8 protein-coding genes are annotated in these 25,399 nt (G+C 65.8%); 2 read left to right on the top strand and 6 right to left on the bottom strand.

Annotation, left to right across the window (positions count from 1 at the left end; genetic code table 11):
• Positions 1-326: 326 nt before the first annotated feature.
• Positions 327-4,181, bottom strand: coding sequence for a translocation/assembly module TamB domain-containing protein (locus tag J7396_RS21430; protein WP_209262077.1), 3,855 nt, complete (start codon positions 4,179-4,181; stop codon positions 327-329).
• Entirely contained in the window at positions 4,178-5,959 is a 1,782-nt protein-coding gene (locus J7396_RS21425; RefSeq protein WP_008571752.1) for an autotransporter assembly complex family protein, read from the bottom strand. Before J7396_RS21425 ends, J7396_RS21430 begins: the two co-directional genes overlap by 4 nt.
• Before the next feature lie 237 nt (positions 5,960-6,196).
• On the opposite strand from J7396_RS21425, the gene J7396_RS21420 reads away from it, so the two are divergent.
• Positions 6,197-8,887, top strand: a complete 2,691-nt coding sequence (locus tag J7396_RS21420; protein ID WP_209262081.1) for a TonB-dependent receptor — start codon at positions 6,197-6,199, stop codon at positions 8,885-8,887.
• A gap of 253 nt (positions 8,888-9,140) precedes the next feature.
• On the opposite strand, the gene J7396_RS21415 is transcribed toward J7396_RS21420, so the two are convergent.
• From J7396_RS21415 to glyQ, 3 genes are all read right to left on the bottom strand, one after another.
• Positions 9,141-10,730: a sulfotransferase gene (locus J7396_RS21415; RefSeq protein ID WP_209262076.1), complete on the bottom strand. Its 1,590-nt coding sequence runs from the start codon at positions 10,728-10,730 to the stop codon at positions 9,141-9,143.
• Entirely contained in the window at positions 10,730-12,970 is a 2,241-nt protein-coding gene (gene glyS / locus J7396_RS21410) for a glycine--tRNA ligase subunit beta (protein WP_209262075.1), read from the bottom strand. The genes J7396_RS21415 and glyS overlap by 1 nt, the downstream gene beginning before the upstream one ends.
• A 316-nt stretch (positions 12,971-13,286) precedes the next feature.
• Positions 13,287-14,195, bottom strand: coding sequence for a glycine--tRNA ligase subunit alpha (gene glyQ / locus J7396_RS21405; RefSeq protein ID WP_008577775.1), 909 nt, complete (start codon positions 14,193-14,195; stop codon positions 13,287-13,289).
• Between the two features lie 89 nt (positions 14,196-14,284).
• On the opposite strand from glyQ, the gene J7396_RS21400 reads away from it, so the two are divergent.
• Positions 14,285-16,099, top strand: coding sequence for a GspE/PulE family protein (locus tag J7396_RS21400; RefSeq protein ID WP_136733713.1), 1,815 nt, complete (start codon positions 14,285-14,287; stop codon positions 16,097-16,099).
• A gap of 394 nt (positions 16,100-16,493) precedes the next feature.
• Here J7396_RS21400 and xopAD read toward each other — a convergent pair whose 3' ends face one another.
• Entirely contained in the window at positions 16,494-25,148 is an 8,655-nt protein-coding gene (gene xopAD, locus J7396_RS21395) for a XopAD/skwp family type III secretion system effector (RefSeq protein ID WP_209262074.1), read from the bottom strand.
• Positions 25,149-25,399 lie beyond the last annotated feature (251 nt).

Raw genomic sequence — 25,399 nt, 5'->3', positions numbered from 1 at the left:
AAGTTTACGGGGAGTCGACACCGCGCCCCTGTAACTCCTAGTTACCATGAAGCCAACAGACACGCAAGATTTATTTTCAAAATCTGACGGAGTTTTTGGCTCGCCTGAACGCTGGAAACTATGCCCTTTGAACTATATTAGTTATTTAAAAATCACATTATTACCATAACGACCGTATTTCCAGTCCACTTAGTCTCGTCGTCTGTTAGCGAATCATCCAGAAGCATCAGCCAAATAGTTACCCCGAATCCTCGCAAGTCCAAACTTGGCGCGAAATTTAGTGAGTTCTTTGCATCCCTACGCCAATCCTCAGGAAGGACGAGACGCTACTTCTCCCGCCGCCAGTTCACCGACCCCTTGGTCTCGATGGTGCTCGATTCGGCTTCGATATCGAAGCCGCGGCTGAGCAGGTACTTGAGCGTCAATACCGAGCCGCCGCCGACCATCGACACGCCGTAGCCGACGTAGAGTTTGGGCGAGAGATATTTGCCGAAACCCACCACCGAACCCAACGTGCTGGATTGACTGACGCCGGCTTCGTCCAGGCCGAGCTTGGCGCCGATCTGCGAGGCGATCAGGCTGCTGCCGGCCGACAGGGCCGCCGAGGCGGCGCTGACCTGCTGGGTTTCGTCGCTGCTGGCAGTGGACAGGCCGCGGCCGAGGACCAGGTACGAGAGCGCCTCCGATTGCGACATCGCCGGTTCAGACCACACATCGGCACGCGGCGATTCGGCGCGGCCGCTGACGTCGATGCCGGCGGTGACATCGCCGATCTTGCGTTCGGCGCGCAGGCTCACGCGCGGGTCGGAGACGATGTTGTTGTTCCAGGTCAGCTGGCCACGGGTGATGGTGAGATCCTGGCCATAGGCCTTGTAGCGCCCACGCACATCCAGCCCGCCATTGGCGGTCATTTCGCGGCCAGGGCGCGCGCGGATCTGCATCTGCCCGCTCAGTCCACCCTTGAGGCCGAAGCCGCTCATGTTGACCTTGTCGCCGAGCACGATGGCCAGGTCCATGTCCAATGGCGATGCGGGCGTTTGTTCCGGGTCCACCGGGTCCAGCACCACCACGTCTTCGGACACCGAGGTGCCACGGTCCAGGCGTTCCAGGTCGATGTCCGCTTCGGGCACGGTGACCTTGCCGCGCAACTGCATGGTGTTGTCGGTAATGCCGAACTGCATGTCCGGGTTGGCGATGATGCGCAACTCGCTGGTGTTGTAGGCCAGCACGTTGTCGCCGCGGATATTGAGCAGCAACGGGGTGCTGGTTCCGAACCACGACAACCCACCATCGACGGTGAGCGTGCCGGGGCCGGACTTGGCCGAGGCGGTGATCTTGGCCGAGCCGTCCGGCAGCGCATCGAAGCGGCCCTTGCCCTCGCTCAGCGTCAAACCCATCGACGGGTATTCGGCAGTGAAATCGCTCAAGGTGGCATCGCCGCCGAGCAGCGGTTTGTCGCGGGTGCCGCGCAGGCTCACGTGGCCCTCGACCAGCCCCTTCGGCCGCACCACGTCGGCAATCACCAGCTCCAGCCAGTACAGCCGCGACATGTTCAGATACAGCTCGCCGTTGAGCGGCGCGTACGCATCCCAGCCGGTATTGAACTTGGCATCGACAAAGCCGGCGCCCTGGAAACCGATACCGAGCTTGCCCTGGATCTGTTGCTGGGTGAAATCGGCCTGCACGCTGAATTGGTCGTAGCGCAGCAACTCGCCGCGATTGGGATTGCCGGCCACTGCCGCGTAGCGGGTTTCGCCCAAGCGAATGCCGCCTTCGGGCGAGGCGATGCGCAGGCTGCCTTCCCAGGCGTTGCCGCGCGGCTTGAAGCTGCCGTCCAGCGACAGTTCGCCGCGCAGATAGATCTGCCGACCTTCCTGCTTGGGCAGCCACGGCTGCACCAGCGACAGCGGCAACGCGTCGCCGTGCACCACCATGCCCTCGCGCGGCCAGTTGGCGCTGGCGCACAGCGCGCCGCCAGTGGCCGCGCCCAGGCAGGTGTCGGACAAGGTAAACGCGGCGCCATCGGTGCTGAACTGCGCCGGTTTGCGCAGCGCCCAGGCATCGCCCTTGGCCGGTGCGATGCGCAGCGTGGCGACCTGCCCCTGCCAGCGCTCGCCGTTGCGCCGCACATTGCCCTGCAGGGCGACGCTGGCCATGCTGTTGGCGATGTCCGCATCCAGTCGCAAGGCCTCCACCGCGCCGCGCGCCTGCACGCGCACGCTATCCAGCGCCACACCGGCTTCGATGGCGGTGCCTTGCAGGGCCAGTTGCCCGTCGCTGCCGCGCCACGGCAACCGGCCACGCAGGCTGATGCTCTGCGCGCTATAGGTGTCCCAACGCAGGCCGTTGCCGGCAATGTCGGCGGTGATGTCGGGTGCGTCGCGCTTGCCGCTGACCTGCAGTTGCCCGCGCACGATGCCGGTGGCGCCAGGCAGCACGTCGTCCAGCTGCAACGGCTGCAGCTGCGCGGCGATATCGAGCTGGTCGCCCACCTTGCCCTTGGCGTTGATGCGGCTATTGCCCAGCGCCAGTTGCAATTCGCCTTCGCCCTGTTCGCCGCGCAACGCGAACTTGCCGTTGCCCGACAGCGCGCGTTGACGCAGCTGCCCGGTCAGGCTGGGTATCTCTGCAGTGGCCTCGAACCCCGGCGAGACACCGCCGGCAGGTGCCGGCAATTGGCGACCCTTGGACGCGATCTTGCCGGACAGGTTGCCGTTCCAACCCGGCGCGAAATAGCCCGGGTCGAACTTGGCCAGTTGCGCGCTGACATCCCATTGCAGCTCCGGCGCCCAGGCCACTTCACCGGTGAGATCCAGCGCGCCGCCCGGCGTTTTTGCCTGCACCTGCTTGAGCTGTGCACGTTGGTCATTGCCGCGGCTGTCGAAGACCAGCTCGGCCTGCTGACCATCGCGCTCCAGGGAGGCGCGGCCGATCGCGGCCCAGGCCTTCAAGGTGCCGGCCACGCCCAGGCGTGCGTCTTGCAACTCCACCGGCACCAGCGGCGCGTCCGGCGTGGCCGGATCCGCGGCCGGGGTGAAGCGCAGGCCGTTGGCGTTGACCGCAAACCGGAAACTCGGATTCTGGGTGTCGCGGAAATCGGCGGTGCCACGCAGTTGCGTGCGGCCTTCGAAGGTGTCGATCACCAACGGTTCGACAGTGAGGACCTGCTCGGCCAGGCGGACATGCGAGGGTTGCAGCGTGGCGCTCAGCTCTCCTTGCTTGAGGCTGCCGTGCAGATCGGCGTTGCCGCCCTTGCCGGACGCCTGCAGGTTCAGCGCGATCGGCGTGGCCGGCGGGTTGGCTTGCCCCTCCGCGGCCGGAATCAACAGCGAGGTATCCAGCGCCTGGGTCACGGCCTTGAATGCCCAGGTCGGGTCATCGCGGCCGGTGAACACCAGGCTGGCCTGCAGCGGCGCCGGCGCCCGGCCGGCAATGGCCACTTCCATCTTGTCCAGATCCCCGCGTGCCACCAGCCCCAGGCTGGCCGGGGTGCGCCCGCGTGCGGCAGGCAGCACGGCAGTGGCAGTCAGATCGGCACGGTAGTCGTCGTTGGGCAGGTAATCGCCGTGCAGGCGGAAGTCGCCCATGTCGGTGTCGATCACCAGATCGCGCGTGCGCAGCTCGCCGGTGGCGACCTCGAGCCCGCCCTGCACCTTGTGCAGCACGATCATCGGCTGCTGCAGCTGGGTGATGCGCAGGTTCTGCACATCGATCCTGTCGGCCTGGATCGCCAGCGGCACGTTGATCTGCGGCAGCGACTCGGGCCAGCTGGGCAGGGTGAACGGTTCCTCGCTCTTGCCCAGGTTCAACGTGGCATTGCTGACCTGCACCGCGTCCAGCTGCAGCTTGCGCCCCAGCAGCGGGCGCAGGTCCGGCTCCAGATACACGCGTTCTGCAGTGAAGTGGATGTCCTGATAATGGAAGTCCACATCGCGCAAGGTCAGCGGGCCGGCCACCGGGCCTTCGACGGTGCCGTAGGTAAACGTGGCGCCCACCGGCAGGCGCGCCACGACCTGCGCCAGCAACACGTCGCGCCCGGCCACGGTCTGCAGCAGCCAATAGACCGCGATCAAGGCCAGCAACACCAGCCCGAGCACGGTCAGGCCCGAGCCCACCCAGAACCGGCGCCGGCGATAAAAGCGCGGACGCGGTGCCGGCGGCGTAGGGGAAGGTGCGCTCACAGGTTGGCCCCGATATCGATGTAGAGCTGAAACTGCGAGTCGGGATCGTTCAAGCCATGTGCGATATCCACCCGCACCGGGCCCACCGGCGAGCGCCAGCGCAGACCAAAGCCGACGCCGGTATGCCAGTCGGGCCGGTCATCGAAGGCGCTGCCGCCATCGACGAACACTGCCCCGCCCCAGGGGCCGCCCTTGAGGTAATGCTCGTACTCGGCACTGGCGGTGACCACGTTCTTGGCACCCAGCGCGAATTCGTCGGGCTTGGGCGTACGCGGGCCGACTTCGCGAAACGCATAACCGCGGATGCTGTTCGCGCCACCGGCGAAGAAGCGCAGGCTCGGCGGCATCGCCACCAGGTCGCTGGTCCAGGTGGTGCCACCTTCGCCGCGCAGGATCAACCGGCTGTTGTCGCCGGCGCCCAGAAACCAGCGCAGCTGGCCATACAGCTGGCCGAAGTTGGTATCGGAGCCGGCACCTTCGGCGCCGCCGCGGATGAACATCTGCGCCGACACGCCGCTGCGCGGAAACAGCCGGTCGTCGACATTGACGTAGTTGGCCTGCAACTGCGGATAGATCAGGGTGGAGGTCTCGTACACCGCGCCTTCGAAATCGTCGCCGCTGCTGAAACGCCACCGCTCGCGCAAGGCGTTGATCGAGGCGATCGCGCTCCAACGCTCGTTGATCTGGCCGCTGCGGCTGCCGGTGAGTTTGACGTTGCGCAGGTCGATGTAATCGGTCTGCTCGTCGTACAGCCGCGCCGAGGCGGTGTACCAGCCATCCAGCCAACGGAACGCCGGCACGCGATAACTTGTCGTCAGGCTCTTGCGGTTCTGCGCGTAATCCAGCTGCGTGTCCATCTTGTGGCCGCGCGAGTTCACGTAACGCCGCTCCACGCCACCGCGCACACCGGCACCGCTTTCGCTGCCGTAGCTCAAGCCGGCGGTGTAGACCGTGCGCTTGGCGCGGGTAAGTTTGACGTCCACCGGCACGCGGCCCTGGTCGTCGGCCTCTTCGGGCTTGGGCTGGATATCGATGGTGCTGAAGTAATCCAGCTTGGTCAGCGACTCGCGTAGCCGATCCAGCTTGCCTTCGTGGTAGTAGCTGCCCTCCTCCCAGTACACCAGCGGGTCGAACAGGCCGTCGCGGAAGTAGTCGTAGTCGAAGCGCACCTTGCCCATGTCGTAGCGGCGGCCGCTGTCCCAGTTCAGATCGATGTCGGCCGCATGCTCGGCACGCGTGATCGCAACGCGGCGCTGGGTGAAGTCGGCATCGAAGTAGCCACGCTCGGCCAGGCGCCGGGTGATGCGCACCTTGCTGGCTTCGTATTGCGGATGGCTGAAGACCTGGCCCTCGCGCGGCTCGAACTGCTTGAGGTCCTGGCCCAGGTAGCGGTCCTGCTCGGCCCAGCCGGTGATCGAGATATGCGAGGTGCGCACCCGCACCGGCTCGCCACGGTCCACCGTGATCACCACGGTCACCCTGTCGCCGGCGCGCGGTGCGGCCAGCGTAATGGTCGGCGAGTAATAGCCAAACGGCTCCAGCGCCTCACGCGTCTGCCGCTCGGCCTGTGCCAACAGATATTCCAGACGCGATTCGCCCTGCTCCTTGCCCACGGCCTCATACAGAGACAGGGAGACCTGGATGTTCTCGATCATCTCGGCGTCGTCGCCGCCGTCCAACCCCTTGATTTCGATCTTGTCGATGGTTGCCCGAGCAACCGCTTGCAGCGGAACGAACAGGGTGCACAGCAAGGAAAGAGCAAACGCGACTTTAAGCATCGTCAAAGGATACCCAGCCTCGGCGTGAAGGGACAAAAAATCTAGGCAAGCGCGACTATACGGGGGCCGAGTGAAGTGGTTACAGTCGGCGTGTTGTTAAGGTTTCGTTGGCATCGATTGCGAGCGGCCCCCCAATTGCTGCTCGCCCGTTTACACCTTGAGAGAGAGGTCCGTTTCATGAAGCGTCGTTTGCTGGTTACCGCCGTATGCACCGCCCTGACGATGCCATCGCTTGCGATGGCACAGGAGCAAGGTGACGTGACCCAGTTGGACAAGGTCACCGTGACAGGTTCGTTGATCCCCCGCTCCCAGATCGAAACCGCGACCCCGGTGTTTTCGATCACTGCCCAGGACATCCAGCGCCGCGGCTTCAAGGACGTCTACGACGTGCTGCGCTCGCAGCCGATGGCCACTGGCTCCGTGCAGGACGGTCAGTTCAGCGGCGGCTTTACTCCGGGCGCCAAGTCGTTGAGCCTGCTCGGACTGGACCCGGGCTTCACCCTGGTGCTCATCGATGGCCGGCCCATGGCCGACTACCCGCTGCTCTATAACGGCCAAAGCAACTTCGTCGATCTGGCCAGCGTGCCGGTCGGCATGGTCGAGCGTATCGACGTGGCACCCGGCAACCAGTCCTCGATCTACGGTTCCAGCGCCATCGCCGGGGTGGTCAACATCATCCTGAAAAAGCGCATGGACGGCGTGCAGATGAACTACCGCATGGGCACCTACGATGGTGGCGGCGGCAACAACCAGCGCTTTCAGCTCACCGGCGGCAACGAGATCGGCGGCGCCAATATCGTGTGGGGGCTGCAGCTCAATAATCAGGACCCGATCTACGGTTTTCAGCGGCGCGATTTCGATTCCACCAACGACAACCCGGACCCGACCCTGCGCTACGGCTCGCGCATCGCGCTGCACAACACACCGCGCACCTACATCGACCCCGGTGCCGACAACTGCGCCGCGCTGGGCGCGCTGTTCAACGGTTCGGTGCAATACGACAACCGTGCCAACCGTGGCAATTTCTGCAGCAGCCGTGCCGAGCCTGGCTATGCCAGCATCCTCAACAAGGAGCGCAGCGCCAGCGGCTATGCCAACCTGAGCTATGCATTCAACGACAACACCGAGCTGTATTCGACCCTGCTGCTCAACCGCACCAAGGTCGAAGTCAACAGTGGCTCGCAGTTCTGGCAGACCTCTTCTGACACCGGCGGTCTGTTCTACAACCAGGACAGCCAGCAGCTGGAAAGCTATCAGCGCATCTTTGCGCCGGAAGAAACCGGCAATCTGAATTTCAACAATCAGCGCCAGACCGCCGATTCCTACAACATCGCAATTGGCCTGAAGGGCGGCCTGGGCGCCAGCAACTGGACCTACGACGCCTATTACGCCCGTTCGGAATACCGCATCGACAGCCGCCAGCAATGGCCGCTGGCCGATCGCATCGAAGACTTCTTCCGCGAACAATTCCTTGGCGCACCGCAAGGCGAGTACTACGGCTACCCGATCTACTCGCCCAACGATGCCAACTTCTATCGCGCGTTGACGCCGGCGCAGTACCGCAGCTTCAACGACGAAATCCGTACCAAGTCCAGAACCTGGACCCAGAACGTCAACCTGCAGCTGACCAACACCGAGCTGTTCAACCTGCCGGCCGGCGCTGTTGGCATCGCCGGCGTGTTGCAGGCAGGCAATCAGTACTGGACCAACCCGACCGACCCGCGTGTCATCGCCGGCGACTTCTATCAGCTGACCGGCACCCAAGGCAGCGGCAAGCGCGACAACTGGGCGGCCGCCTTCGAAACGCGGATCCCGATCCTGAGCACGTTGACCGCCAACCTGTCTGGTCGCTACGACGACTACAAGAACCAGGGGGGCGGTGGGGATTCCAAATTCACCTACAAGGCGGCACTGGAATTCCGCCCGATCGACTCGCTGTTGTTCCGCGGCAACTACGCCACCGCCTTCAAGGCGCCGGACATGGCCTTCAGCTTTGCCGGCGACAGCGGCTTCTTCCAGGGCGTCAACGATTACTACCGTTGCGCGGTGGAAGAACCGGGCGTGCCGATCGCCGATTGCACCTACGCTGGCACCACGATTTCAGGACGCCGGGCCGGCAATCGCGACCTGAAGTCGATCACGGCCAAGTCCTGGGGCGCCGGCGTGGTGTGGTCGCCAAGCGCACGCTTCAGCGTCAATGCCGACTACTACAACATCAAGATCGACCAGAAGGTCAGCGATCTAAGCACCGACAATCTGCTGCAGACTGAATCGGCGTGCCGCCTGGGCAGCCTGGACATCAATTCGCCTACCTGCGTGGATGCGCTTTCGCGGATCGATCGCACCGGGCCCGATGCACCGGTGCCCAATCGCCTGAGCAGCATCCGCATCAATCCGGTGAATATTTCCAACGAGGAAATCTCCGGTGTGCTCAGCAAGGCGACGTACAACCTGGCGACCGAATCCTGGGGCCTGTTCGTGTTCGACGCGCAGTACAACCTGACCCTCAAACACGAAAGCCAGCAGTTCCCGCAGGACCCGGTACGCGACCTGCTCAATGAGCCCTTCTTCTCAACCGAGTTCCACAGCATCACCAATGCCTCGGTCACCTGGCAGAAGGATGCGTGGACGACCACCTTGTTCGGCCAGCGTTACGGCCGCACCCCGAACCTTCTGTCGCAGCAGAGTACCGACGGCTACGCAGTGGAAGGAGCACGCAAGGTCGGCGCGTGGACCACGTTCAATGCAACGCTGGACTACGCGATCAGCGACGATATCTCGCTGACGGCAACGGTCAACAATCTCGCCAATACCCGCCCGCCGCGTGACCGCACCTATACCAGCTACCCGTACTACAACATCTTCAACTACACCGGCTACGGCCGTTCCTACATGCTGGAATTGAACTGGCGCTTCGGCGCGCACTGATTCACTGCACTGTGCATGCGCACCGCCGGCGGCAGCCAATACGGCTGCCGCCGGCGTTTTTGGGCTTGTGACGCAGCTGCGGCACTGTTGCTCGCCTGCATGCCAGCGCATGCGGTGATGACGTTGCGCAAGCAGACCCGGCTGGCGCAACCGCTGTCCATCGGGGCGACTGCTTCGGCGCGCATCGAACTGGAGGCCGATCAAACGTGCTCGCAGCGCGTCTGGTGCGCCGCCCAAGACCTAATGGCTGCTGTCAATGCACGCCAGCATCGATCAGACCCGCCTGCGACAACGCCTGCCGCAAAGGCTCCAGCTGGACTGCATAGCGGCGCCATTCCTCCACGTTGCGGCTGTGCACGCCCTCGCGCACCTGCACGCTGCTCAGCGTGGCCGACGCTGCGGCATTGCGCGTGATGTCGATCTGCCCCGGCTCGATGTCCAGCCCGCAATATGCCATCAACTGCTGCAGCACCGTGGATGGATCGCGCACCATCTGCGCGTAGTCCACATCGATCACCCGACCCGGCAAGGCAGCGCGCCATTGCGCCATCAAGCCGTGATGCGCCCGATAGTGACGCGCCAGTGTGTGCAGGTCGTAACTGTAGGCATACGAATCGCCGAACAGCGCGCGGTAATTGGAAAAACATACCGCCATCGGCTCGCGCACCAGGTGCACGATCAGTGCACCCGGCAGTGCGCGCGCAATCGCGCCGATCGCCACCGCATTGGCCGGCAATTTATCGATATACCAGCGCGCCGATCCGGCACGCCACTGCGTTTGTTGCAGATACCGCGCGCCAATCTGCGCATAATCCAGCGTGGGCAGCGCCTGCAACAGCGGCGCGTCCAGCAGACTGCGCCCGGCCTGATCGGCGCCCCAACGCAACTGATGACCGAAGTCGTTCAATTCGCCGGCCGAAACGACCTGCGAATGATTGCCCAGCATGCGCTCCAGCACCGTGGTGCCCGAGCGCGGCAGGCCGAGCACGAAGATCGGCTGCGGACCTTGTAAGGCACCGGTGCCTTGCGCTGCGAACACGCCCCGCGCAGCCAGGTCACCCAGTTGCGCGTACAGCGCGGCCTCGGCATCGGCATCGTGGCGCAGACGTGCATGCATCACTGCATTGCCGTGCTGCAGCGCGTCCCAGGCGGCAGCGGTGTCGCCCAGGTCCTCCAGCTCCTTGTACAACGCGAAGGCCAGCCCGGCACGATCTTCACTGTCGGGTTTGGCGAGCTGCAATTGCTGACGTAATTGCGCGACATGGTTGCTGCCGGTGGTCTGACGGCGCAGCCGCGCACGCGCGAGCGCTGCACGACCGTAGCCGGGCGACAGCGCCAGGGTCTGCTCCAAGGCCTGCGCCGCCTCATCCAGGCGCCCATTGAACTGCAGTTGCACCGCAAGAAAAAAACGGAAGTCCGGACCATCGAATCCGCACGCCTGTGCGCGCTGCATCATCGCCAGTGCCTCGACGTGTTCGCCCAAGGACTGGTGCACGTGTGCAAGCAAAGCCAAGGTCGCGCCGTCGCGGCACTGCGTCACCGAGGGATGCCGTAGCAGCGCGTGCAGCACGCGATGTTCGCCCACGCGCAACAAGGCCTGCGCCACACGGCAACGCATCGCCACATCGTCGCCCACATCGCGAGCGGCCAGCTGGAGTTGCGTCACGGCCTCGCGCATGCGGCCGTTGGCCAACACGGTGCCGGCCAGCAGCACGCGTGCAGCCACATGCGTCGGTTCCACCCCCAGCAGCGCCTGCAATGCAGACGCTGCCACGCCCAGGTCGCGCCGCGCCAACGCGGCCTGGGCGGCCTGCCAGTGCAGCGCGCCCGCCGACCTGGACATCAGCTGGACAGATGCTCGATGGCGGCGACGCTGCCGAGGCGGTCGCCGAGCTTCTTCAGCAGTGCGAGACGGTTGGCGCGCAGCTGCGGGTCGTCGGCATTGACCATCACGCCGTCGAAGAACGCATCCACCTGCGGGCGCAGGCGTGCCAGGCGTGCGAGCACGGCGACATAGTCATGGCGGTGCAGCGCATCGCCGGTGTCGCCGATGGCCGCTTCCACCGCTTCGGCCAGGGCTTGTTCGGCCGGTTCGCGCAGCAGGCTGGTGTCGATGTCACCGGGGATCTCGCCCTCGACCTTGCGCAGGATATTGCGGATGCGCTTGTTCGCCGCGGCCAATGCGTCGGCTTCGGGCAACGTGGCGAAGATGCCGATGGCGTCGATGCGACGGTCGAAGTCGTAGAGCGATCCGTGGGTCGCGCCCGGGTGCGCTCCTACGCCATGCGATGTAGGCGCGCCCTCGGGCGCGACCGAGAACAACGCAGCGACCGCATTGAAATGCGTTGCCGGAACGCCTTTATCAGCGTAGTAGCCGCGTAGGCGGTCAAGGATGAAGTCAAAGATTTCGGCATCTTGGCCAGACTGTGCCAGCGCCGTGTGTGCTTCCTTCTCGACAGATTTCGGCAAAGCAGCTCCTGCGTCCTTGGCTTTACTTAGCGCAGCTTCTGTCTTGAGTGTTTGCCTGGCACTGGCCTGAACATTGATCTGATTTCTTGCCTCAACAAGCAGCTTCTTCAAATCCAGATCAAACCCACTCTCAATCACCGTCCGCGCCAACCCCAACGCATTACGCCGCAGCGCAAACGGATCCTTGTTGCCGGTCGGCTTCAACCCGGCCGCAAAGCCACCGGCCAAGGTATCCAGACGCTCGGCAATCGCCAGCACCTTGCCCAGCGGCGACAGCGCGATGTCGTCGCCGGCAAAGCGCGGCTGGTAGGCCTCGTCGATGGCCAGCGAAATCTCGCTCGGCTCGCCGGCGGCCTTGGCGTAATGGCGGCCGGCAATGCCCTGCAATTCCGGGAATTCGTTGACCATGCGCGATTGCAGATCGTTCTTGGCCAATTCCGCAGCACGCCGTGCCTGCACCGGGTCGGCACCGACCTGCGGTGCAATCGCCTCGGCCAGCGCCGCCACGCGCGCGACCTTGTCGGCCACGCTGCCCAGCTTGGCCTGATACGTGACGCTGGACAGGCCTTCGCCCATCGCCTGCAGGCCCTGCTTGAGATCTTCGTCGAAGAAGAACTTGGCGTCGGCAAAGCGCGGACGGATCACGCGTTCGTAGCCCTTGGCCACTTCGGCCACGTCCTTGGAGTGGATGTTGGCGATGCCGATGAACTGCTCGGTCAAGGTGCCGCCGTCGTCCAGCACCGGGAAGAATTTCTGGTTGATCTCCATGGTTTCGATCAGCGCTTCCTGCGGCACCGCCAGGAAATCGCGTTCGAAACTGCACAGCACCGCCGCCGGCCATTCGACCAGGTTGACCACCTGCTCCAGGTTGTCGTCGCTGATGCGTGCGCTGCCGCCGGCCTGCCTGGCGGCCGCCTGCACTTCGTCGACGATGCGGGCACGGCGCGCGTCCGGATCCACCAGCACGTGCGCCGCGCGCAGCGCATCGACGTAGTCGCCGGGTGCCGCCAGCGACACTGCGCCCTCATGCATGAAGCGGTGCCCGCGCGTGATGCGGTCGCCGCGTACGCCCAGCAACTCGGCCGGAATCACCTCGCTGCCGAACAACAGCACCAACCATTGCACCGGCCGTGCGAAGGCGTACTCGTGCGCGCCCCAGCGCATCGGCTTGGGGATGGGCATCGCGGCGATGGCCTCGCGCAGGATCTCCGGCAACAAGTCGGCCGTGCGCGCGCCCGGCGTCACTGCGCGATGCACGAAACGCTCGCCCTTGGCGTCGCTGGTGCGTTCCAGCGCGGTCCAGTCGATACCGGCCTTGGCGGCGAAACCGGCCAATGCCTTGGTCGGTTGGCCTTCGGCGTCGAGGGCGATGTTGAGATACGGCCCCAGCACTTCCGAGCGCTGCTCCGGCTGCTCGGTGGCCACGCCCGGCAGCAGCACCGCCAGACGGCGCGGGGTGGACAGCGGCTTGGCATCGCCGCGGGTGACGGCAACGCCGCGCTTTTCCAGGCCGCTCAGCACGCCATCAAAAAAGGCCTGCGCCAGACCCGGCAGCGCCTTGACCGGCAGCTCTTCGGTGCCCAGTTCGATCAGCAGGGGAAGTTGTTCGCTCATATGACATGGACCTTTGCGTAGTCCCTTCTCCCTGCGGGAGAAGGTGCCCCGAAGGGGCGGATGAGGGGACGGGCGAAGCTTTGTGGAAGGTTGGGTGCATGAGGGCTGCGCCTCGTCCCCTCACCCCAACCCCTCTCCCGAGGGGAGAGGGGCTCGCTAGTCCCTTCTCCCTGCGGGACCTTCTCCCCCTTCATGGGGGAGAAGGTCCCGCAGAGGCGGATGAGGGGACGGGCGAAGCCCTGTGGAGGTTGGGTGCATGAGGGCTACGCCCCGACCCTCACCCCACCCCCTCTCCCGGTGGGAGAGGGGCTCTCGGTTATTTCTTCACACCAGGAAATCCCAGCTTCTCGCGTTGGGCGTAGTACGCCTGCGCCACGCCCTGGGCCAGCGCGCGCACGCGCAGGATGTAGCGCTGGCGTTCGGTCACGCTGATCGCGCGGCGCGCATCCAGCAGGTTGAAAGCGTGGCTGGCCTTGGTGACCTGCTCGTACGCCGGCAGCGGCAGGCCGACCTCGACCAGATGCCTGGCTTCGGCTTCGCAGGCGTCGAAGCGATGGAACAGCTCGGCCACATTGGCGTGCTCGAAGTTGTAGGTGCTCTGCTCCACCTCGTTCTGGTGGTACACATCGCCATACGTCACCGCCGCGCCGTCCGGGCCGTAGGTCCACACCAGCTCGTAGACGTTGTCGCAGCTCTGCAGATACATGCACAGCCGTTCCAGGCCGTAGGTAATCTCGCCCAGCACCGGCTTGCACTCGAGCCCGCCGGCCTGCTGGAAGTAGGTGAATTGGGTCACTTCCATGCCGTTGAGCCAGACTTCCCAGCCCAGGCCCCAGGCGCCGAGCGTGGGCGATTCCCAGTTGTCTTCGACAAAGCGCAGGTCGTGCACCAACGGGTCGATGCCCAGCGCCTGCAACGAGCCCAGGTACAGGTCCTGGATGTTGTCCGGGTTGGGCTTCATCGCCACCTGGTACTGGTAATAACGCTGCAGGCGATTGGGATTTTCGCCATAGCGGCCATCGGTGGGACGGCGCGAAGGCTGCACGTACGCCGCATTCCACGGCTCGGGCCCCAGCGCGCGCAGGAACGTGGCCGGATGGAACGTGCCCGCGCCCACTTCCAGGTCCAGCGGCTGGATCAGCACGCAGCCTTGCTCGGCCCAGTACTGGTTGAGGGTCTGGATCAGGCCCTGGAAAGTGATTGGAACGCGCCGGGAATCGGACATGCAGCAAAGGCCGTACGGAAGGGGTGCGCTAGTATACCGGCCGACCCGCGGCGCTTTGCCGCGCAGCACCGCTGCTGGGGAAAACACGCATGGAACAGCGGCGTACCGCCGATCCGGATAACGCCGTGGCACTGCTGCCGCGCGGCCGGCTGATGTTCGACCCGGTGGCCGCGGCCCTGCTGGCCGACGGCATGGTGGTACCGCACGAACACGAGCGCGTGCAGTTCTCCGCCAGCGGCGCGCGCACCGCCAGCGATGTGCATCCGCTGGTGCTGCTGGCCAATCTGAAATTGCACGCCGCGCAGCCGCCGGCCGGCGAGCTGGGCCTGGAACGGCTCACCGAATGGCTGGCCACCCGCACCGGGCTGCGCTATCTGCGCATCGACCCCACCCGCATCGATGTGGCCGCCGTCACCGGCGTGGTCTCGCACGCCTACGCGCGCCGCCACCGCATCCTGCCGCTGGCGTTGGATGCCGAGCGCGTGCTGATCGCCACCAGCGAGCCGTTGGCGCTGGACTGGCTGGCCGACGTGCAACACCTGAGCCGGCGCCGCATCGAGCTGGCGCTGATCAACCCGCTGGATCTGCATCGCTACACGATGGAGTTCTTCGGCGTGACCCAATCGGTGCGCGGCGCGCGTGGCGATGCGCGCAGCACCGAATCAAACGCGGGCCTGCCCAGCTTCGAACAGCTGGTGGAACTGGGCCGCGCCGGCGACGTCAATGCCGACGACCACCACATCGTGCATATCGTCGACTGGCTGCTGCAGTACGCCTACGAACAGCGGGCAAGCGACATCCATCTGGAGCCGCGTCGCGAGGCCGGGCGCATGCGCTTCCGCATCGATGGCGTGCTGCACAAGGTGCTGGAAGTGCCGCCGTCGGTGATGACCGCCGTGGTCAGCCGCATCAAGGTGCTCGGGCGCATGGATCTGGCCGAACGCCGTCGCCCGCAGGATGGCCGCATCAAGACCCGCTCGCCGGGTGGGCGCGAGGTGGAAATGCGCCTGTCCACGATGCCCACCGCCTTCGGCGAGAAGTGCGTGATGCGCATCTTCGACCCGGATTCGGCGTTCAAGAGCATCGAGCAGCTCGGCTTCAGTCCGGAAGAGGCCGCCGGCTGGAGCGCGCTGGTCGAGCGCCCGCACGGCATCGTGCTGGTCACCGGCCCCACCGGCTCGGGTAAGACCACCACGCTGTATTCCACGCTCAAGCGCCTGGCCACGCCGGATGTGAACGTGTGCAGCGTGGAAGACCCGATCGAGATGATCGCGCCGGAATTCAACCAGATGCAGGTGCAGCAGAACATCGACCTGGATTTCGCCAGCGGCGTGCGCACGCTGCTGCGCCAGGACCCGGACATCATCATGATCGGCGAAATCCGCGACCTGGAAACCGCGCAGATGGCGGTGCAGGCCTCGCTCACCGGGCATCTGGTGCTGTCCACGCTGCACACCAACGATGCCGCTTCGGCCATCACCCGTCTGCTCGACCTGGGCGTGCCGCATTACCTGGTGGCCTCCACCCTCAACGGCGTGCTGGCGCAGCGGCTGGTGCGCACGCTGTGCGTGCACTGCAAGCGCCCGCATACGCTCAGCGACGCCGACTGGGCGGCCATCCGCGAGCCCGGCGAAGCGCTGCCGGAACCGCTCAACGTGCACGCACCGGTCGGTTGCCTGGAATGCCGCCGCACCGGTTACCTGGGCCGGGTGGGCCTGTACGAACTGCTACCGGTCAGCCCGCGCCTGCGTACCCTCATCCGCCCCGACACGGAACTTGCCAGCTTCAGCCAGGCTGCCCGCGCCGAAGGCCTGCGCACGCTGCGCCGCACCGGCCTGGAGAAGGTCGCCGCCGGGCTGACCACCATCGAAGAAGTGCTGTCGGTGTTGCCGCCGCGGGAATAGACGCCTCCTTCGTCCTGACGACCACGCCGCTTGCGCGCGCATGATCCGTAGGGGCCTTCGACGCGGCGAGGGGTCGAGGGCAGTGGGATTCGGTTGAAAACTGCTGTGCTGGCGGCAGCACCGATCCCTGCCGGGTGCTCGTGTTCGCTCAGGTGCACGGTTGCGTGGCATGCATGCAGCAACGCCTCCGGAGTGCACGCCGGTCTCGCACACGTCGCGGTCGATCGGCATGACGGCGATCGACGCGTTCGCCCGCGCCTGCGAGCCGCACGCGCGTGATTCCCGCCCCAGTGGCACTCGGCGCTCATGCCTTGAGGGCGGAGATATCGTCCGGCGCACAGCTAAACCCGCTTGAGAGCCGCAGATTCGCCAGGTCTTGCGCGTTGATGGGTCCTCATGCGCGGCCTCCGAGGCGCTCGATGTGGGCGGGCTTGCTCACCCTGGCCGTCATCTCGTGCATCGCCTGTCGGTGCCCTGCGATTTCCTGCGTCAGTCTTGCCTGCCTGACCGGATCGGGCCGGGGTTTTTGCCGCTCCTTGTCGAGGCGTGTCTGCGCCAACTGCATCCGCTTGTAGGACAGATGCGTTTGCGCCTTGGCGTTGAAGCTCTCAGCCGTGTGGAACTGCACTTCGAACGCGTAGCCCTCGGCATCGGTGAAGCTGGCATTGATGCCCCGGTAGGTGCCATCTCCCGAGGTAAAGTAATTCTGCAGCTTCACGCACGTCATCCCTTGCCGACGCAGTGCCTCCTGGGCCGCCTGCACCTTCGCCACGAAACCCTCGGACGGCAACTCAAGCGCATAGCGCAGCGCATCGCCCACGCGTTGCGTGGCCTGTTCTGTTGTCATGCCGGCGCGCTGATGGCGCCGGATCTTGTCCTTGATCGAGGCGACCGATTTCTGGAACGGGTCGTGTTGCACCTGCTCGATCCGGCCCTGGCTGGCGTTGTAGCGCACGTTGCCCCAGAGCCGCGCGCCCAAGCCGTCGGCCAGCATGTCGAGCACCGGCGTCAGCGACGCCTGCTTGCGTGTGGCGGCATGGAACACGCTGTGTGCCGGCGATGCGCCTGTGTTGACGGCGTTCTGTTCGGAGGCAAGCGCCGGCGGCGTGCTTGCCAGCGCCGGTACGGTCTCTTCCTGCCAGTCGTCGATCTCCTCGCACCCCGGCGGCGAGGCCACACGCTTGAAGGCCTCCAGCGCAGGCGCCTGTAGCTTGCGCTGCTCGGCCCGCGATGCGCCGCCAAGCGCCAGCGCATGGGCGTGCTTGTACAGATCGTGGAAGCGCTCCTTCAGCGCGAAGGTCTCCGGGGTGTGGAACTGGATCTCCCACAGCGCACCCTCAGGGCTGCGCAGCGTGACATTGATGGCCTTGAAGACTGGCGGGTATTCAGTAAATTGATTGGTCAGCTTGACCCGTGCATGGCCCTGATCGTCCAGTGCGGCCAGCACGGCGCGCAGGCCGGCGGTAAAGCCCTGCGGTTCCAGCACCACGCTGTAGCGCAGCGCGTCGTTGACGCTGGCTGCCGCCTCGTCCAACGGCTGCTTCTTCAGCGCCATCCGCTGCTTGAGCTTGTCCTGCAACGAGCCGTAGGACTTCAGTTGATGCTGCGTGCCGGCCAGTTGCCCACCATGGCGCGCGGCGATGTTCTGCAGCATGTCGGTGACCTGCGGCTCCATCTGGCGAGCGCGCCTGAGCAAGGCTTGTGCCTTGAGCGCAATGTCCTGCGGCTGCACGTCGCGCAGACGCTCGGCCGGCGGCTGCGACCGGGCGATCCAGCCGGCCTGCTGTAGTGCCTCGAGCGCGTCTTCCATGACGCCGGCGGCCATCGACGGCATGCGCTGCAGCAGCAGCTTGGTCTGTTCGGGATCGAAGCGCCCGTCCTGCATGGCCCGGGCGGTTGCCCTGCTGTAGGGCACGTTGCGGACCCGCTCGGCGAAGCCCCGCTCGGCCCGTTCGCAGGCCTCCACGATCTTGGCGAACAGCGCCGTGCCGGTGTCGGACTTCAGCGCATCGGTGCCGACCTTGATCGCGATGGTGAACAGGTTGCGCATGGTCAGTTCCGGCTCGCCGGGGACGAGCCCGGGTTGCCCGTCCGGGAACTGCGCATGCGACAGCCGGCACACCGGGTAGTTGTCCAGGATGGCGTGGATGCGCGCCTCCACGCCAGCGGCGGACTCGTAGGCCTTGGCCAAACCGGGAAACGCCTCAGCCAGGGCCTCGGGCAACGCCGGCGCGGCGCTGTCGGCGGCCGGGTCCGTCTCAAGCGCAAGCAGCTGCGCGTGCAGCAACGCGGCAGCTTCACGCGCCTCGGGCAGGTGGGCGCGTTCGATCGCCTCGCGCGCCTGCACGCGCAGCGTGGCCAACACCACCGGATCGCGGACCGGCTCTTCGAGCAGCTCGCGCAAACCGTTGCGCAAGCCGCGCTCGATGCCATCGTAGGTGCCGAACATCATGTCGCGCGCCATCGCTTCGCGCAGTTCGTTCGGCTGCCCCATGAAGCGCGCCGCCAGCGTGGCGGCCGCCGAGGTGATGCGCTGACCGCGCTTGAGGGCCATGATTTCCGACAGCCGCCCTGGCTGGTAGTGGCCGCTGACCGGGTCGATGGCCGGCGTGGCCGTCTTCGGCGGCTTGAAGGACTTTTGCCGACCGAGCCTGGCCTTGCGATCCATCACCCGCGAAATCAGCGCAGCCAGCTTGGGATAGCCTGCGTAGATGAAGGCGTCGTCGCCGTCGGTGTCCATGTCGCGTTTGCGCAACTCGTCGATCGGCAGTGCGCCCAGGCGCCCAGGCTCCACGATGTCCTTGAGCCGCAGGCTGCCGGTGCTGAGGATGTCGCGCGGCAAGGCACCGCGGTCACGGCCGTTTGTCCAGCACGACAGCGTCTTCAGATCTTCCTTGGAGCAGGCCAGGTCGGTGTCGCTGAACTCAGCCGGCCACTGCTGATCGGGCACCACCACCAGCATGCCCTTGCTGTGCAGCATCTGCGGATCGACGCCGGAGCGATCATCGAAACCGGTGTAGCTGTACTGGATGCCGAAGCACTGGGAGAGGAACGCGGCGGTGGCGTCGCCCTGGGCCACGGTGGCGATGCGCTGCTCCGGCACCGGCAGCAGATTCTCCTTGTCGTAGGGAGGCTTGCCGAGCAGCAACGGGCCGCCCGCGACGTCGAAGGCCTGGCTGCGCTGCTGCGGCAGATGCACCTTGTCGTCGGCCGACGGCACCGCCCGCACGCGCTGGCCCTGGTAGCCACCGCCGATGAGCGGCCTGTACACCCACAGCGGATCATCGCCTGTCGGCTCCAGTGTCCGCAGCCGGTCCTGCATCGCCGCGTGCGCCTCTTCCAGCGCCGCGGCATCGCGCGGGTAATGCTGCAGCGCCTGCGCCGGCATCATCGAAGGCCCCTTGTCCTTGGCCACCAGCTCGCGCTGCTCCTCGGTGGCCTGGTTTGCCTGCACCGCGTGCCAGGCCTCGTAATGCTTGCGGAAGGCCGGAATGGCCAAGGCCACCTCCAGTTTCAGGAAGCCGCAGCCATCGTTGGGGCACAACGCCAGGGCAGTGCCATCCACGGCCAACGGCTTGAACGGATGCGCAGGGCCCTCGACGTCATCGAATACGCCCAGGCGCAGCGTGCCTTCCACGACATGGTCACTGGGCACCATCTCCAGCAGCGAGCGCTGCATGCGCGACCAGTCCTCGCGTTGCGGAGCGAGCTTGGCCGCCAGATGCATCAGGCTGCTGCCCGGGGCGGTGTCGGCATAACGGAATGCAGGCAACAGCGACGCCGACTCCTTGCGTTGGGACAGCACCAGGCTGTGGCTACCGGATTTGCCGCGCGCCGCGCGGCTGCCGCCGAACATGTCGAAGCGCCAGGGCTCGCCGTTGTAGTTGAACGTCCGCGCGAGCATGAAGGTCGATAGCTCACCAGGCAATTGCACCTCCACCAGCGGCAGCCCGGTCAGGCGTGCAAACAGCGAATACGGCTTGTCCGATTCGGACCGGTTGGTCGACAGCTCCTTGCCCACCAGATCGACCACCACATGGGTCGTGCTGCCGTGGCCGGGCGCCGGCGCCACCGGCCGGCCGGGAACCGAGGCCATGCTCAGGCGCCCACTGTCCAGGTCGAAGCGGGTCGGTGGATGGGCCTGGGTAATGGCCGGCGCGTCCTTGGCCATGCGCAGGTCCAGGGCGTCGAACATCCGGTCGCCGGCCTCGATCTGCGCGATCAGGTTCCAGCTCATCTCGCCCAGGTCCGCCTCGATCGCCTCGCGCGTGCGCGCCAGCGTCAGGTCCACCCACTTCGACAGTTCATCGCGGCGCTGGCGCAGTTGCTTGCGCGGGCCGTCCAGATGGCGCGCTTTCCACTGCCGGCTCACCACCGCGTAGGCCTTGAGCACCTGGTAGAAGGTCAGCGCCGGGCAGCGCGTGGCATGCTGTTCGATGTCGGCCGACGCGCGCGCGCCGTCGCCGCGCAGGTACAGCTCGATCTTGCGCGCGACGATGGGCTGCAACGTATCGAACACGTGCAATGCCTGGCCCCGATGGCGAGGGGCCAACTCCGGACTGCGGATCAGCGGCAACAGTCCCATGCAGAGGCTGCCGATCCCCTCAAGGCTGGTCTGGCGTAATCCATCGTCCCCGATCAGGGCCGACACCCGTTCCAGCGCCGGTTGTCCCAGCGAACGCATCTGGCGCTGCAGCCGCGCCGAGGCAAAGGCCTTGAAGAGCACACCGATATCGCCGGCCGAAGCGGACGCAAAACGCTCGCGGTGCACATCCAGGTGCCCGGCCATCGCCTGCAGCTTGGCGATACCCAGGGTCTGGAACTGCTCATCGTCCTCTTCGTCCAGATGCGACAGCCGGGACATCGCGTTGGCCAACACCGCGATCCCCCGCATCTGGAACTGCCGCCAGGGCAGCTCGGCCGAGCCTGCACGCTCGGCGAGCAGCACGAATGCCGACTGGCACACCGGCCGGGCGAGGCATTTGCTCAGCGCGTTGAGCGCCACGGCCACGCCTTGCGGGTCCAGGGCCTTGCGCAAATCGGGATCGTTGGCCAGCGTCGCCGCCAGGACGTCGATGGCGGTCTCGCAGGCTGGCGTGCCGGGCCATTTGCTCAGGGCATTGAGCGCTTGGCTCACGTTGATAGGGTCGAAGGCACGACGCAAGCCGGCATCGTTGGTCAGCCGCTCGGCCAGCGCGCTGGCGGCGGCCGCGCAGACTGGCTTGTCGGGCCATTTGCTCAGGGCGTTGAGTGCGTTGCCAAGGCCCTGCGCTTCCAGATCCCTGCGCAACCCGGGATCGTTGGCCAGCCGCGCGGCTAGCGCGTCGACGGCGGCCGCACAGACCGGCATCTCGGGCCATTTGCTCATGGCGTTGAGCGCATTGGCCACCCCTAGCGCATCGAGGGCATTGCGCAACTCGGGGTCGTCGACCAATCGCTCGGCCAGCGCGTTGACCACCTCGCCACCGGCCGGCATGTCCGGCCATTTGCTCAGGGCATTGAGCACCTGGGGCAGGTTGGAAGCGTCCAGCGCCTTGCGCAGGTCGGGATCGTCGCTCAGCCACTCGGCCAGCGCACTGGCAGCGGCCGCGCAGACCGGCATGTCCGGCCATTTGCTCAGCGCGTTGAGCGCAGTGGCCACGCCATGCGCGGTCAGAGCGTGGCGTAACTCGGGTTCGTCGGCCAGCCGCTCGGCCAGCGCACCGGCGGCGGCCGCACAGACCGGCACGTTGGGCCACTTGCTCAGGGCGTTGAGCACGGTGGCCACGCCATGGGCGGTCAGGGCGTTGCGTAACTCGGGTTCGTCGGCCAAGCGCTCAGCCAGCGCGCCGGCGGCGGCCGCACAGGCCGCATTGTCGGGCCATTTGCTCAGGGCGTTGAGCACGGTGGCCACCTGCTGTACGTCGAAGGCCACGCGCAACCTGGGATCGTCGGCCACCCGTGCGGCCAGCGCGCTGGCGGCGCCCGCACAGGCCGGCGTGTCGGGCCATTTGCTCAGGGCGTTAAGCGCGTTGGTCATTTCTCGCGGCTTGAGCACGTCGCGCACGTCGGGCTCGCGTCTCAGTCGCTCGGCCAAGGTGTTGGCGGCCGCCGCACAGGCCTGGTTGTCGGGCCATTTGCACAAGGCGTTGAGCACGGTGGCCACTTGCTGCGCGTCGAAGGCCTTGCGCAACCTGGAATCGGCGCCCACCCGTGCGGCCAGTGCGCTGGCAGCGGCCGCACAGACCGGCGTGCCGGGCCATTTGCTCAGGGCATTGAGCGCATTGGCCACGTCCAATGGATTGAGATCCTTGCGTAACTGGGGATCGGCGGCCAGCCGCTCGGCCAGCGCACTGGCGGCGGCGGCACAGACCGGGGTGTCAGGCCATTTGCTCAGGGCATTGAGCGCGTTGGCCACGTCCAGTGCATTGAAGGCCTTGCGTAACAGGGGATCGCCGACCAGGCGCCCTGCCAGCATCCGTGCGGCTTCCGCGCAGACCTCGGTGTCCGGCCATTTACTCAAGGCATTCAGGACGTTGGTCACGTCGACCGGGCCAAGTTCCTTGCGCAGGTCGGGCTCGTCGACCAGCCGCTCGGCCAGCGCGGCGGCGGCCTCAGCACAAACCGCCGTGTCCGGCCATTTGCTCAACGCGTTGAGCACGATGACCACACCTTGCCGGTTCAGGTCCTTGGGCAACTGGGGCTCGTCGGCCAGCCGCTCGGCCAGCGCGCTGGCGGCAACCGCACAGACCGCCTTGTCAGGCCATTTGCTCAAGGCCTTGAGCGTGGTGACAACCTGGTGTGCGTCGAGCGCCTTGCGCAACTGGGGCTCGTCGACCAGCCGCTCGGCCAGCGCGCTGGCGGCCTCCGTGCAGATCGACGTGTCGGGCCATTTGCTCAGGGAATGGAGCGCGGTGACCAGTTCCTGCGGCTTGAGGGCCTTGCGCAGGCTCCTCTCATGGATCAGCCGCTTGGCCAGCGCATTGGCGGCCTGCCCACAGATCGGTGTATCGGGCCATTTGCTCAGCGCTTCCAGCACTTGGGTCACGTTGATCGGGTCCAGGGCCTTGCACAGCTCGGGATCGTGGGCCAGCCGCCGGGCCAGCGCGCTGGCGGCCTGCGCACAGCTCGGTATATCCGGCCATTTGCCCAGCGCGTTGAGCGCGTTGGCCACACCTTGCGGATCCAGATCCTCGCGCAATTGGAGATCGTCGACCACGCGTTCGGCCAGCGCACTGGCGGCGGCGGCACAGACCGGGGTGTCGGGCCATTTGCTCAGCGCGTTGAGCACGTTGGACACGCCCTGCGGGTCCAGGTTCTTGCGCAGCTCGGGGTCGTCGGCGACCCGCTCTGCCAGCGCACTGACGGCAGCCGCACAGACCTGGTCGTCGGGCCATTTGCTCAGGGCGTTGAGCGCATTGGACAGGCCTCGCGCATTCAGGGCCCGGCATAGCTTGGGGTCGTCGGCCAACCGCTCGGCCAGTGCGATGGCGGCGGCCGCACACACCGGTATATCGGCCCATTTGCTCAGCGCGTTGAGCGCCTGACTCACGTTGATCGGGTCCAGGGCCTTGCGCAAGCCGGGATCGTCCACCAACCGTTCGGCCAGCGCACTGGCGGCAGCCGCACAGACCGGGGTGTCGGCCCATTTGCTCAGGGCGTTGAGCGCGTTTCCCAGTTCTTGCGGTTTCAGTTCCTTGCGCAATCTGGACTCGTCGGCCAACCGTTCGGCGAGCGCGCTGACGGCATTCCCGCAGTCCGGCGTGTCGGGCCATTTGCACAGGGCGTTGAGCGCGGTCGCCACGCTCTGGGCATCCATGGCGCAACGCAGGCGCTTGTCGCTGGCGACAAGCGCGGCAAACCAGTGCGCCGTCGCCTGGCACTCCGGGTTATCGGACCACTTGCTGAAGGCATTGAGTGCCAGGCTGATGTTCTGCGCACTCAGCCCCTGTCGTGCGTGGTCGTCACGCCGCAGATGACGTGCCAGACGCGCCACCGCGCGTTCACACCGGCCGCTGTCGAGATTCTTCGAGAAGGCATTCAGAAGCAGAACTGACGGGTAGGCCCCCAGCCCCACCAGATCATCGGCCTGCGTGAGCTCTCCGGCGATCCACGCGATGGCCTCCATGCATGCGGGCTGATTCGGGTGCTTGCTCAGCTTGTTGCCCACATGCGCCAGCTGCGCCAGCGATGCCCCTTCGAACCATCCGGTCCCAAACAGGTATTGCGCCGCGAGCTCGGTGCAACGATCCAGATCGCCGGGCGTCACCCCTGCCCTGGCGCGCCGTGCAGTGCCAATCAACTGAAGATATTTGTCCAGCCGCTGCGCGTTGACTTGCGCGTTGACACTCTCTTCCAGGAAGGGCAACGCCTTCCCGCCACGCATGCGATGCGCCAGCTCGTTGTCATATGCCATCGACACGCACCGGCCCGCGTTGTGGTTCCTCCCGATTCCGTGGGGCTCGCTCAACTGTCGCTGCTGTTGCTGTCGCTGCGCCTGTAGCCGTTTTTTTTCCGCCGGGTCCAGCTGATGTTCGGCCCTGCGGATGTCCTCGGTCGTCAGCCCCATGCCATGGAATGGCCGCTTTGGCTGCCGGGATGGCGCCTGCTCTTCACGTGGTCGCTTTCTGGCGGACCATTCGAACGGTTGTTCGCGCGGCCGAAATGCCCTTGCCTCCACACCATGATGCTGCGACGAGCGTTGTGGCCGATGCTGCGCTGACGACGTGCCGACGTCGTCAGTCGCCATATCCGGGTAGCCCTCGGTTTTGATGCGCGCGTTTTTGACGGCAGCCGGCTGCCACGGCCGAAAGCGCCTGTCCCATGCGCCTTCGCTGGCATCGATTTCCTCTTTCTTTAAGGCGCTTGCCGTAAAGGGCTGCCTGTCGCGCGTCGAGGCCCTTGGGTCATCCGACTCCATCCTCTGCCGTTTTCTAGGCGGCCGTCCAAGCGGTTGCTGCGCGCCGCTGCTGCTGGCTGCTGCCTGATCCTCCGTTAGCCTGGGCTTTTCCTCATGAGCGTAAGACAGGTTTGTGCGTGTCGCGTTTGAATTGGTGGCATGGGTTTTCATGCCCGGAAATTTAGTCAATCTGCCCGCGAGCGACTTCTTCAATACGAAGCGCAGACGACATGTGCGACGCCCGCTGCGCGTTGGGCCAATGGCCCTACTACATTGCATGGATCGAACGCGTGGGATGCAGCACGCCGGCACGGCGACGTGCTCCGCTGGCGTCAAGCGCAGTGTTCTGAAGGGTATGCACGATTCGATGTTTTTCCACACCAATCCCGCCGAACCTTGCGTCAACCTGACCACGGCGACCG

The organism is Xanthomonas sp. A1809, from assembly GCF_017746015.1.
GTDB classification, from domain to species: Bacteria; Pseudomonadota; Gammaproteobacteria; order Xanthomonadales; family Xanthomonadaceae; genus Xanthomonas; species Xanthomonas euvesicatoria.
This window is presented reverse-complemented; position numbering and strand designations above follow the sequence as displayed.

What these genes read in the sequence shown, in the direction of transcription:
- J7396_RS21420 (WP_209262081.1), top strand. Translation starts at nt 6,197, where the DNA reads ATGGCACAGGAGCAAGGTGACGTGACCCAGTTGGACAAGGTCACCGTG.
- J7396_RS21400 (WP_136733713.1), top strand. Translation starts at nt 14,285, where the DNA reads ATGGAACAGCGGCGTACCGCCGATCCGGATAACGCCGTGGCACTGCTG.
- J7396_RS21425 (WP_008571752.1), bottom strand. Translation starts at nt 5,959, where the DNA reads ATGCTTAAAGTCGCGTTTGCTCTTTCCTTGCTGTGCACCCTGTTCGTT.
- xopAD (WP_209262074.1), bottom strand. Translation starts at nt 25,148, where the DNA reads ATGAAAACCCATGCCACCAATTCAAACGCGACACGCACAAACCTGTCT.
- glyS (WP_209262075.1), bottom strand. Translation starts at nt 12,970, where the DNA reads ATGAGCGAACAACTTCCCCTGCTGATCGAACTGGGCACCGAAGAGCTG.
- J7396_RS21415 (WP_209262076.1), bottom strand. Translation starts at nt 10,730, where the DNA reads ATGTCCAGGTCGGCGGGCGCGCTGCACTGGCAGGCCGCCCAGGCCGCG.
- glyQ (WP_008577775.1), bottom strand. Translation starts at nt 14,195, where the DNA reads ATGTCCGATTCCCGGCGCGTTCCAATCACTTTCCAGGGCCTGATCCAG.